We start from the raw sequence: 10,380 nt of genomic DNA, 5'->3' as shown, positions 1-10,380 counted from the left end.
GATGGCTTGGGCCGTCTCCTGGCATGAGACAAGGGAATTGGACAATGCCTCCGCTCCGTCCCACGAAGAAGCAGATGTCTACCGTCAATCGTACTAACAAGCCCTCGGCGCTCAAAGCAGCTGAGGCATCACGCGTTCACTTTCCGCATACGAATCCTACCAAGCACGCCGAGCTCTACTTGGCGGACGCTCTCCAGTGGATGGCCGAGCGCGAGGAATGCTCGATTCATGCAATTGTCACTGATCCGCCCTATGGCCTTGTCGAGTTCGACGAAAAGCATGTAGACAAGCTTCGGGGAGGGGCTGGAGGAGTCTGGCGCATCCCGCCATCCTTTGACGGGGCAAAGCGCGGCCCCTTGCCGCGTTTCACCACACTGACGGCCAAAGACAGGGAGCGCCTTACGACGTTCTTTAAGGCGTTCGCATATCAGGCCGGACGCATTCTGGTTCCGGGCGGGCACATCGTGATTGCGTCAAACCCACTGGTATCGACCACCACATTTGCGGCGATTGAAACAGCTGGTTTTGAAAAGCGCGGTGAGCTGATCCGGGTTGTAAAAACCCTACGCGGCGGAGATCGACCGAAAGGACACGAGGAAGAATATACAGACGTGTCCGTGATGCCGCGTTCCTGCTGGGAACCATGGGGAATCTTTCGTAAGCCAATTGACCAACCTACGGTCGCCGCCAACCTACGCAAGTGGGGCACTGGCGGTTTCAGGCGCGTCTCTGAGGATGAACCTTTCAGGGATTTAATCGAGGTCGCTCCGGCCAGGGACCCGGAAAGGGCGCTCGCCCCGCATCCGTCTATAAAGCCGCAAAAACTAATGCGCTACATAGTTCGAGGCGTCCTCCCTCTCGGAAAGGGCATCATTTACGATCCATTTTCGGGCAGCGGCTCCACTTTGGCCGCTGCCAGTCATCTAGGGCTGAAGGCTCTGGGGACAGAGCGAGACCCAATCTACTTTGCGATGGCTTCCGAAGCCATCCAGAAGCTGGCGAAGCTGCCATGAATTCCAAGCAGATCACACCGGATCTCATTTTAACGGATGTTAAGGCGAACTTTTTTGGTGGCCAGAAGCGTAAGTTTCTTCCAGGCCTCCTAATCGCAATCATTCGCTTCTTGCGCAGACTGAACGCGACGGGAGGGAAATACTCAAGCCTGACGGAGTTCCACAAGGACTTCCCGCTCGTCACCCAGAAGAAAAATGGAGCTGGCGTAAACACCTTCACGGTCACTGTAGATGGAAAGGATCTGGCAATCCGGAAGGACTACGACGCAATCGCCAACTTCTTTCGGAATGACAACCATCGCTATGATTTCCCAAGCTCAGCACCACACGCGACCCAGGCTTGGCGAGACTACGTCTCATGGATTGAAGCCATTCTCTCGTTTAGCGACGACTCGCTGGACAAGCTTGAGCAGGACGTAATTGACTACGTCCTAGGAGCACTGCCATCTCAAGCAATTGACCCAACCACGGTCAAGCGAGATCCGCCGTTGTTCTTGCAATACTTACAATCGTTTGACATGACTAGCCGTGCAGGGGAGCCGACTGGAGCTGCGTATCAGGGCACAGTATTTGGCTATATCCGCGCTGATGCTCCGCATCTACAAGTCGAAGTCGGCAAGGTAAGGACGGGCTCCAAGCGCGAGAAGCGCGTCGGCGACATTGACGCCCGCGACGGCGAAAAGCTAGTCCTCTCTGCAGAGGTGAAGCAGTATGTCGTTGACGAAGATGACATTGGCGAGTTCAGTGAGTTCTCCAAGCTTATCTCCCAACACCAAGCACTAGGACTTGTCGTAGCGCTGGGTTTCAAGGGGGATGCTGCCAAGAACATCGCGAAAATGGGGTTGGAGCCACTTTCGAGAGACGATCTTATCGAGCGCGTTCGCATCTGGGATCCTCTTAAGCAGCGCATCGCAATTAGCGCGATCCTTTACTACGCCAACTTCAGGGAGCAGAACTCCGTACTTTATGAGCGGACTCGATCTTTCATAGCGTCGTGTGAAGTCAGCAACCTTCCGATATCCCCGAAAGACCCAATCAACGCCGAAGCTGAGACAGCAGACGAGTAGGCGCGGTTAGGGCAACCAAGCCTTCATCCTAGCGAACCACTCATCTCGCTCGGCCTCATTGATCGCTGTGCTCCTGAGCCATCGGTCAGAGTGACGCACGAAAGGAACCAGCCAGAGCGGATGAACAACGTCCCGAACCTGGACTTCCAGGCGATGGGTGACCACTCCTTTGTAGTTGTGCTCCCCAGTGCGGATGGCGAGCACTTCAGCCCGTCGCAGGTAGCGCTCGCCCTTCACCGGGTCCCGAACCCAGATGGTGTCCCTGCCCAGGTCCAAGGCAATGTGATCATGGGATACCGTGGGTTCGAACTCTTCAGGCCTATGCTTCTTCAGTTTGGGCGTTCGGCGACGGAACAGCCACGGCAAGCCCCACAACAGCGCAAGGGGCCAGAAGACCAGTTGCCCGAAGAGCATCAGCCCAAATACTGCTCCTTCAGCGGTAGTGCCCTCCTCAAACACCACGCTACAAAGCCACCACAGTGCCGCGACCGTGATGAGCCAACGCACCACGTTGAAAAACGTCCACATCTAAACCTCCTAGCCAGGGGTTGGCGGCGAGCTTGAATTCAGCGACGGTCTACGACGGTCCAAGTGCCATCGACCTTGTCGATGACGAAAGTGCCGACAAGCTGCTGTTGCTCAGTGCGAGTGCCCAGCTGATACCGCGCAGTTCCAGTGACACTGCAGGCATAGCCAGGACTGTCCTCTCGCACGCACTCGCCAACTTTCAACCTCTCGAACGTCATGGTCGTACCTGTTGCTTCTTTGAAATACGCCGTCAGCGCCTTTTCAACATCGCCGCTCCCAGGACCACCCGAGCAAGCAACCAGCAGCGCAGTAGCGGAAAGCGTCCAAAGCTTCTTCATGTCAATTCCTTGATCAGTCGATGAGTAGGCAGTGACTGCCATGATTCGTTGCAGTGCCAGGCAGGATTTCGCTGTCTATCACTGACCCGGCCTTGTTGATGACGATGACAATCTGGCTAGGCCGCGCAGAAGAGTCTTCCTCACGCTCGCCGAGGTAAGCCAAGGCAACGGCACCCCCGAAGTCGTAGACCTTGCCGAAGCCGATAACGCTTTGTGCGTCCTGAGGCAAAAGAACGGGCTTGCCGTCCAGCTTGATAGCGCGCTTGTAGTCCCGGCCTTCCAAAGGTTCGATGCGGCCGATCCTGGTTCGGATGGGCCCAGTGGGCGTTGCGGAGCCATGACCCGTGGCCCAGATGAAAGCGGACACCTTCGGCCGCCCCACCCCGTCCACCATGAACTGACCGCTCTGCAGTTGGCACGACAAGCTGGGCGCAGCCTCAGCAGAAGCAGCGAACGCCAGGACACCCACCACTGCCCAGCACCTCATATCCATACGATTGCCTCCCTACCCTATTTTGCGTTGAACGCAAATGACCGGCTAAGCTTATGCCGTCAAACTCTGGAGAGTCAACGTGTTTGTTTCTGCCGGATGCCAGCTCCTCAGCCAACGCCTACAGCCCTCGGCCATCGCCTACGCGCAGCACGCGTCGCCAAAGGCTGGACCCAAGCTCAGCTAGGCGAAATGCTCATGGGCGTGGATGACTCAAACACGACGGCCCCTCGGATCAGCCGATATGAACGCGGGATGCACAAGCCCGACTTGGAGACCATCGAGAAGCTCGCAGAGCTTCTAGACCTTCCTGCGGCCTACTTTGTGGCGGCATCTGATGTTGTAGCTGAAGCCATCCTGGTGCTATCGCAGCTTGATGCTAGGAAGCAGAAAGAAGCACTGGCACTGCTAAAGCAGCTTGCTTCACCGTAGCCTTTCATCCCATGTCTTGAGCCGGAATGTTGTAGGGGATCACCTTGCAGAAAGAACCAGCGTCCTCGATTTCTCAAGCGAATGAAAGTGGTACTCTCTTCAAAGACCAGACGCGAAGCGGATCCATAATTGCTTTCAGCCGGAACACCGATTAGAAAAAGCATAGGTCTGGCGCGGTTGACGAAGCAGGAGTTAATCTGGAAGCATCGGACACGAGTCACGGGGGACTTGAAGGATGCAAGAAGCTCTGGATCGAAGAACCAATCACGAATACACCGCTTTAGAGATTTCACTGCTCACGGAGGCCCAGCGGGAGCCCTTGAAGGGCCACTTAAAGTGTTTGGGCTGCGAATCTACCGCGCACTTTCGCCGAAAGACTGACCCAAGTCCTGGGAGGAAGGGGAGAATTGCGCACTTCTATTGTCGTCCGCATGCGGCCAACTGCAGCCTCATCCAGCGCAATGCAGATCCATGGGAAAAAAATGAGAGTGATGCGACTGTCGCTCAATGGGTGGAAAGCAATCAGACTCTGATTGTCAGAATTCAGACGCCAGTCGAATCTTCGGAGGTGAATTCTGAAGAGGGCGAAGATGCTGAGGAAGGCAGCAGAGCTGGCGGAGGCTCGGCCTCCCGAACACGCCGGTCGACGACTATATCTCGCGGGCCGCAACGGCTACTTGAACAATTAGTTCACTGGCCAAGCTTCAAAACCAGTCCAGTTCGGATACGGCTCCCAGATCCTGCTCAGACGGAGGTGCCGGTCCATGACGCCTTTGTACGGTTTGAGGACGCTCGAGTCGATCTACATACGGAACGTTGGCTTGGATTTTGGGGAATAGTGCGCTCTTTTAGCTTTTGGCCCCTTGGCAGTAGCTATTACTCAAACTTTGGCACCGAAAACAGCAGCTTCCGCATCTCGATTCACCAGAGCCATGCCGACGCTATAGCGCAAAGGTATCGGCTAGAGAGCATTCATGACCTGGTTGGCCACTATCTCTTGCTCTTCGACCGTGCTCGCGAATCTGCGTCAGGCCGGTTCACTGCAGACGTAAACTCAGTTCATCATGTTGGATTCGTCCGCAATACAAATTGAAGTGCCATCACAAGTAAAATCCATTCCAGGAACAACCCATCAATGAAACGAACTGCGGCAACCAACAAGGAGAGGGGCCTATGAAATCTGCCATTCTAATTTTCGCCATTGCTGGATTTGCAGCCACATACCTGTTTTTTATTGCTATCAAGCTGCTATTCAAGAGAAATGAGAATTTTATATCCACACTCCTCTCCTTGGTGCTGGGAATCGTCATCATCTTCTTCACCCCTGCCCAGGATGTTGCAGTAAAAACTCTCGGAGACTTGGCATCCAGTGCAGCAGGACTAATTTGGTCCTTCACTTTTATGATCGCATGGATCGTAGGCTTGGCCTGCGCACATGTACTGCTAGATAAATTCCGAAATTAGATAATACTCTCAGCCACTGATGCAGCCGCCACAAGGATGACAAGCAAACACAGGGATCCGATTATTATTTGATTTGCCTGCCTATTCGAGTATTGCGCCCTCGGAATGACGAACCTTCTTTTCTTATTCATAAATCCCCATGCTTTTTGACATGGGGAATCGAATACCAGAAAAATATGGGGGCGCAAGCCCCCTCCCCTATACTTCAGGCAAGGCTCGATCTACAACTCTCGCATATGTCTTCCCGTCAACGACTTTTTCGACCCGCTCTCGACTGGATTCCATTTGTTTTGCAATATCGTCAGCCGAGACACCGCCTGAGGCTAGAAGCCTGATCTGAAGAACCTGGTCAACATTCAATCTGTCATCCCGACCGCAGATCACCTGCGACGCGTATTCAGGCCTCTGCCAAGCCTCAGCGATCCATGGTGCCGGACTCCCCTTTCGAGGATGGTCTTTCGCCCACTCTTCCAAGGCCCCCTCCACCTTGTCAGGAGTAGGCCTAACCTGCTCATCAAAAATTCGGTGCCGATGAAGATAGGCGATACCTGCTTTGCCGCCAGGGATCATGTTCAGGAGGCGCTCGTCGTCCCAGTGGCCTTGTACAAAGGTCTCCTCCAGGTCTTGTATCTGGTCAAGGCTAGGCGCCACACCCATTACCTTATGATGGACATAGGTCAAGGCACGCTCCGCCATCCTTTCCCGGTAAACCCTGTGAAACTTGTGGCCTGAACCACGCTGTATAGCGGCCCAGTGCTCCCTCCAACGCTTCTTCCAGTCTCGTGATGTGATGCCTATATAGAACGGGCCATCATTGGGGTATTCCGCTCCAGAGCCGAAGATGTGTTGATAGAGCGTGTATTTCTGTTGCAAGAAACGCCCGGCGACTCCTCGCCTAAGCAGTGCGATAGGGGCTGTGAGCAGCACTGAGGGGATCGCAACATTTTTTCCATCTTCGTTGAACTTTCGCATAAGTTCAGCGTCGGCGCGCAACTCATCTGCCGAGGCATAGGACCGACCTCTCATCGTTTCAAAGACGTTGAGAGAAGGGTCAGCTACGACTTCAAAACAGCATTGGGGTTGAGCTATCGCCTTCGTTGAAGCCCCATCCTCGCTGACGAAGCGATGCCCCTCTCTGATCGCGTAGGTTACAAAGGGAAGCTGGAAATAGCGCCATCGTTCCCTGTCTTTCATGGCAACAAGGTGGATGACCGGGTATCGCTTTTTCGCAGAAAATAGATGCAACGGATTGGCCACCAGCGTAGACGTGCCACGATCACGGCGAACCGCTGACGCGAGCAACCTGTCAAAAGCAGCAAAGTGATCATGCAACTCGCTAGGGGCATAGTGCCTATAGGCTTGCCGATCCAAGATCAGTTCCATAGACATCCGTATCGCCCCCTCAGCGCGAAATTCCAAGTTTGCTACCCAAACCCCACCTCCAACACAGTTGAAGATGGCGCTTGATCAGTCTTGATTCCAGCGTCGCCTCAGCAGAACGACAAAGTCCTCGATCACACGACGCGCATCCATCGACAGCACCTGCCTGACTTGGTGCGCGGGAGCCAGGAACACAGGCTCCTCATGCTCGCCCTGTCGCCATGGAAATTGGCCCGAATTGGGGCTCGCATCATGCTCCGCCCGGGTGCGCCACGCGCCGCCACCATCCCCACTGAGCCTGACGGCTGGCACGATGTGGGTGATTCTCTCAGTTGGATCGATCCGCGAAAGCAGCCATGCCGCATATCCAACAGCGCTGGCCAGTTTGCTAGCTACGTCTTCTTCCAACACCACGGGCAGCCCCATCCCACGCGTGGGAGGCGGCACGGGAAGGCTGATCAACAGATCACCGTTTGGCCAAAGGCGCACCGATGCCCCAGACCTGTGGCCGTCCTCTTGGTCCACAACGAGCGCCTCACCCTCCAACCGAGATCGGCTACCGGCCGCCCTATCAAAGATTGGGTGACTGCCAAAGAGTGCGCTCTGCTGCATCTCCGCAATCAGGGACGGGGCCTCCATCTCTGCAGGTCGAAGGATGGCTGAGACGGGACCGCTGGCTATTGCCAGCTGAAGCGTATTCGCCCCATACCCCCTCTCCAGCGCAGGAAGGAGCCTAATCGCCCTTGCCTTCAACTCTTCAGGATTCAGCGGCGCTACGGCATGAGCTAACTCGTGCCGATGAATGGCGCGAGTCACCTTGTCCTCCAAGTCCTCTGGGGACACAAATTCCTGTCGGAAGAGGCCTCCCTCCCAACCTCCGACTTCATTGATCAAAGCAACCTGGCTATCTTCCGGCTCCGCACCTGCCTGCAGGAAGACAAGGATAGGCTTACGGTTTCGCGCTTCCAGGATTTCTTCGTGAGTGGCCGAAATCCCACCCGCCTGGGGCACACCGTAGCGAGGCCCCAAGATCAGGATCACAAGATCGGACTCTCGCACTCCGCCAAGGCAAGCAACTTGCGGAGAGCTAGGCCTAGCGCCGAAGTCCTCCGCCATGATGGGAGCGTGCCCCAGCCTCTCGACTGCACGCTTCACTGCGGCTCGCTCGGCTTCCATCCCGGAAATCAACGAACTAATGAAAACCTTCATCTCGACACTCCAGATACGACGGTTGAGCGCCAGCGTTAAGCCGGACCAAGAGCCAAGGCCCCATTAGACGATCAGGCGGTCTCCCAAGATGACACAGCAGGGGCGCCAGGCCGCCTCCGCTTGGATGATTTATCCGGGAAACGCGGGGAATTTCTCGTTGGGATGGGAGGCCTTCCAGGTTGTGTAAGCGGAAGTGCCCTCCCATGCAGCGAAGGAACGGGGGGTCCTACCCCGGCCGCTCCAGGTTTCGCCCGTATGTGGGAGCCAATACTTGGGCGCGACCTCCTTCTTCACACCTCCCGCCTTCTTGCGGACATCAGCCCCAAGCAAGCTGACGATCTCGGCGCGCTGCTTCGCAGAGAAGCTCTTGCCGTACTGGGAAACGAGGTTGGCGACCTCGGCGAAGGCATCAGCGGCCTGCTCTTGGAGAAGCTGAACTTCCTGTTCCTCAAGCTTGCGCAGCTCTTCAGCAAGCTTGGCTTTAGCGGAGGCAATTGAATCGAGTGACGGCTTGGTCATTCTTAAAACCTGAAATTGGTAGCAAAAAGAGAGAAGGTAGCTAGGAAGCTTTGGACGCTAAGCGCCACTGCCCCATCCACCGGGAACAAGCTATACGGTCTTTTCCACCTAGACAACCGGTCCGGACCCGAAAGGGACGCAGTCCCATCCACTCAACCTAACCGGGGTTGCCACTTGCCATAGAGCCTGGGCGAGGCGACCCAACAAAGAGAATGGAGGATGGTGATGCCCGTCGCAAATTCGAAAATATCCTGCATGCCTATTCTGTAAGAAAGCACGCTTAGGCGTAAGCACACTCAAAATCGTACAGTACAAAAATGACTGCAAGATAGAAGCGGTCACCAAAGGCAAACCCTTGCGCCACAGCGCTTGGCAAGGCACACCCCACTAATTTACTCTAAAAGTTTTAGCGCTAATTCCAACGTTCCGGCGAATGCCTAAGCAACGCGGCAACACTCTAGATCTCGTTTGACGAATCAAAGCCGGGCCTTAGCACTGCTCCCATCATCCAAGGAGACAGTGCCGTGCCAAAAACAGTAAAAAGCTTCCTTCAAGACTTCCCTTTCAATCCAGACGCCGATGACGCGCTGCACCTTAAGGGCATCAAGATCGGACGTTTCCGGATTGATGAGCTGGTCATCACCGGACGCGAAGCGGCCATCCATGCGCAAGAGATCCTCAACGCAGCTATGGAGCGCTCTCGACGCTCTCGCATCAATGCCGCAGGCACGCGCTACCTTGAGCCACTCTCCGCAGGCCACCCCGCCCGGCTTCTGTCCGTAGAGATCAAGGACTACCTAGGGGATCGGGAACGCCGCTGCCTCGCCCAGGAGACCATCGACTCCACAGCCCGAACCCTGCGGCTTCTCCAGATGACCTGCGGCGACATTCCCGTCTCGCGCATTGACCACCCTCACATCTACCGACTCTGGGACCTCATACGCTGGTCACCTCCAGGACTCTTCTCTGACCCCGTCTACCGAGGCATCAGCTATGAGGAAGCCATTGCCTGCGGCAAGGAGCTAGATGTTCCTCAGCTTGCCCCTGCAACGCTTGAACGTCATCGACGCTTCCTTGTCTCTTTCTTCAATCAGCTGGTCAAGACGAAAGCCATTGAAGCGTCTCCCATGGCTGCGTTCGCAGAGATCAAGAAAGACCTGGTCACCGATCCCAACAAGCCAGAGCGGCTCTTTGATGAAGACGACCTCCGCCGCATCTTCGACCCCAAGACGTTCATTCCCTGGGCGAGCAAGTATCCGCATCGATGGTGGCTTCCTATGATCGGCCTGTATACGGGCGCACGCATCAACGAAGTCGCTCAGCTGAAGGTCGCCGACATCGTCCTGGAGAGTGATGTCTGGTGCATCCGCATACAGAAGACTGTGGATCCTGACTTGGCGCACCGGACCCGCCTCAGGAGTCGGCAAAGCCTAAAAGGCAAGGCCTCTATCCGGACCATCCCTATTCCGAAGCCGCTGTTGGATGCAGGCTTCCTGGACTTCATGGATGACATCAGGGACTGTGGCCACCCTCGCCTCTTCCCACACCTATCCGCTGGCGTGAACCGTAAGACCGGTGAGACCAATGCTCGCTACAGCCTAGCAGCGCTTAGCCAGTTCAGTCGCTACATGAAGGAGCTTGGCTTTCCTAGAGGTGTCGGGTTCCATGCCTTCCGCCACACCATCGCCACAGAGCTCCACCACCAGAACGTGGCGGACGAAGACATTGCTCTGATCACGGGCCACTCTGTCAGCAAGCGCGTGCCAGTGCTTCACGAGGCCTACTTCCACAAGAAGCCCGCCGTAATGCGCAGGAAGCAGATAGAGACCTTGGAGAAATACAGGCCTGCGGTAGTGCTTCCGGTCTATGCCAAGGGGCAGTTTAAGAGGTGCCTGAAGGACAAGAGGAAGTTCTATCCATAGGTCTACCAAATACTATAG

11 protein-coding genes are annotated in these 10,380 nt (G+C 55.6%); 5 read left to right on the top strand and 6 right to left on the bottom strand.

Annotated features, from left to right (window positions below):
* Positions 1-74 precede the first annotated feature (74 nt).
* Positions 75-1,013, top strand: a complete 939-nt coding sequence (locus tag N7573_RS15870; RefSeq protein WP_128989844.1) for a DNA methyltransferase — start codon at positions 75-77, stop codon at positions 1,011-1,013.
* On the top strand, positions 1,010-2,080 hold the full coding sequence (locus tag N7573_RS15865; RefSeq protein ID WP_154350307.1) for a hypothetical protein: 1,071 nt from the start codon (positions 1,010-1,012) through the stop codon (positions 2,078-2,080). Before N7573_RS15870 ends, N7573_RS15865 begins: the two co-directional genes overlap by 4 nt.
* Before the next feature lie 6 nt (positions 2,081-2,086).
* Here N7573_RS15865 and N7573_RS15860 read toward each other — a convergent pair whose 3' ends face one another.
* From N7573_RS15860 to N7573_RS15850, 3 genes are read right to left on the bottom strand one after another with little or no spacing between them, the layout of a single operon-like run.
* Positions 2,087-2,608 (bottom strand): hypothetical protein, encoded by a 522-nt coding sequence (locus N7573_RS15860; RefSeq protein WP_279912550.1) that lies wholly within the window; start codon positions 2,606-2,608, stop codon positions 2,087-2,089.
* Between the two features lie 38 nt (positions 2,609-2,646).
* Entirely contained in the window at positions 2,647-2,946 is a 300-nt protein-coding gene (locus tag N7573_RS15855; RefSeq protein WP_279912551.1) for a hypothetical protein, read from the bottom strand.
* A gap of 13 nt (positions 2,947-2,959) precedes the next feature.
* Complete coding sequence (locus N7573_RS15850; RefSeq protein ID WP_279912552.1) at positions 2,960-3,418, bottom strand: hypothetical protein; 459 nt, start codon at positions 3,416-3,418, stop codon at positions 2,960-2,962.
* A 117-nt stretch (positions 3,419-3,535) separates the two neighbouring features.
* On the opposite strand from N7573_RS15850, the gene N7573_RS15845 reads away from it, so the two are divergent.
* Entirely contained in the window at positions 3,536-3,868 is a 333-nt protein-coding gene (locus N7573_RS15845; protein WP_279912553.1) for a helix-turn-helix transcriptional regulator, read from the top strand.
* A gap of 1,173 nt (positions 3,869-5,041) precedes the next feature.
* Positions 5,042-5,332: a hypothetical protein gene (locus N7573_RS15840; protein ID WP_279912554.1), complete on the top strand. Its 291-nt coding sequence runs from the start codon at positions 5,042-5,044 to the stop codon at positions 5,330-5,332.
* Between the two features lie 198 nt (positions 5,333-5,530).
* Here N7573_RS15840 and N7573_RS15835 read toward each other — a convergent pair whose 3' ends face one another.
* The 3 genes from N7573_RS15835 to N7573_RS15825 all read right to left on the bottom strand — a co-directional run bounded on the left by N7573_RS15835 (position 5,531) and on the right by N7573_RS15825 (position 8,440).
* Entirely contained in the window at positions 5,531-6,715 is a 1,185-nt protein-coding gene (locus tag N7573_RS15835; protein ID WP_279912555.1) for a hypothetical protein, read from the bottom strand.
* Between the two features lie 84 nt (positions 6,716-6,799).
* Complete coding sequence (locus tag N7573_RS15830) at positions 6,800-7,921, bottom strand: DUF4062 domain-containing protein (protein WP_099530074.1); 1,122 nt, start codon at positions 7,919-7,921, stop codon at positions 6,800-6,802.
* A 129-nt stretch (positions 7,922-8,050) separates the two neighbouring features.
* Positions 8,051-8,440 carry an H-NS family nucleoid-associated regulatory protein gene (locus N7573_RS15825; protein ID WP_279912556.1) on the bottom strand — a complete coding sequence of 130 codons (390 nt, stop codon included), beginning with the start codon at positions 8,438-8,440 and terminating at the stop codon, positions 8,051-8,053.
* A 524-nt stretch (positions 8,441-8,964) separates the two neighbouring features.
* On the opposite strand from N7573_RS15825, the gene N7573_RS15820 reads away from it, so the two are divergent.
* The gene (locus tag N7573_RS15820) at positions 8,965-10,362 is read left to right on the top strand and encodes a site-specific integrase (protein ID WP_279912557.1); all 1,398 of its coding nucleotides are present in this window, start codon (positions 8,965-8,967) and stop codon (positions 10,360-10,362) included.
* Positions 10,363-10,380: the final 18 nt, after the last annotated feature.

It is taken from the genome of Stenotrophomonas sp. GD04054 (assembly GCF_029836955.1).
In the GTDB taxonomy this organism is placed as follows: domain Bacteria; phylum Pseudomonadota; class Gammaproteobacteria; order Xanthomonadales; family Xanthomonadaceae; genus Stenotrophomonas; species Stenotrophomonas maltophilia_A.
This window is presented reverse-complemented; position numbering and strand designations above follow the sequence as displayed.

Excerpts from the sequence above, each read along its gene's own strand:
- N7573_RS15870 (WP_128989844.1), top strand. The coding sequence starts at position 75 with ATGTCTACCGTCAATCGTACTAACAAGCCCTCGGCGCTCAAAGCAGCT.
- N7573_RS15865 (WP_154350307.1), top strand. The coding sequence starts at position 1,010 with ATGAATTCCAAGCAGATCACACCGGATCTCATTTTAACGGATGTTAAG.
- N7573_RS15860 (WP_279912550.1), bottom strand. The coding sequence starts at position 2,608 with ATGTGGACGTTTTTCAACGTGGTGCGTTGGCTCATCACGGTCGCGGCA.
- N7573_RS15855 (WP_279912551.1), bottom strand. The coding sequence starts at position 2,946 with ATGAAGAAGCTTTGGACGCTTTCCGCTACTGCGCTGCTGGTTGCTTGC.
- N7573_RS15845 (WP_279912553.1), top strand. The coding sequence starts at position 3,536 with ATGCCAGCTCCTCAGCCAACGCCTACAGCCCTCGGCCATCGCCTACGC.
- N7573_RS15840 (WP_279912554.1), top strand. The coding sequence starts at position 5,042 with ATGAAATCTGCCATTCTAATTTTCGCCATTGCTGGATTTGCAGCCACA.
- N7573_RS15835 (WP_279912555.1), bottom strand. The coding sequence starts at position 6,715 with ATGGAACTGATCTTGGATCGGCAAGCCTATAGGCACTATGCCCCTAGC.
- N7573_RS15830 (WP_099530074.1), bottom strand. The coding sequence starts at position 7,921 with ATGAAGGTTTTCATTAGTTCGTTGATTTCCGGGATGGAAGCCGAGCGA.
- N7573_RS15825 (WP_279912556.1), bottom strand. The coding sequence starts at position 8,440 with ATGACCAAGCCGTCACTCGATTCAATTGCCTCCGCTAAAGCCAAGCTT.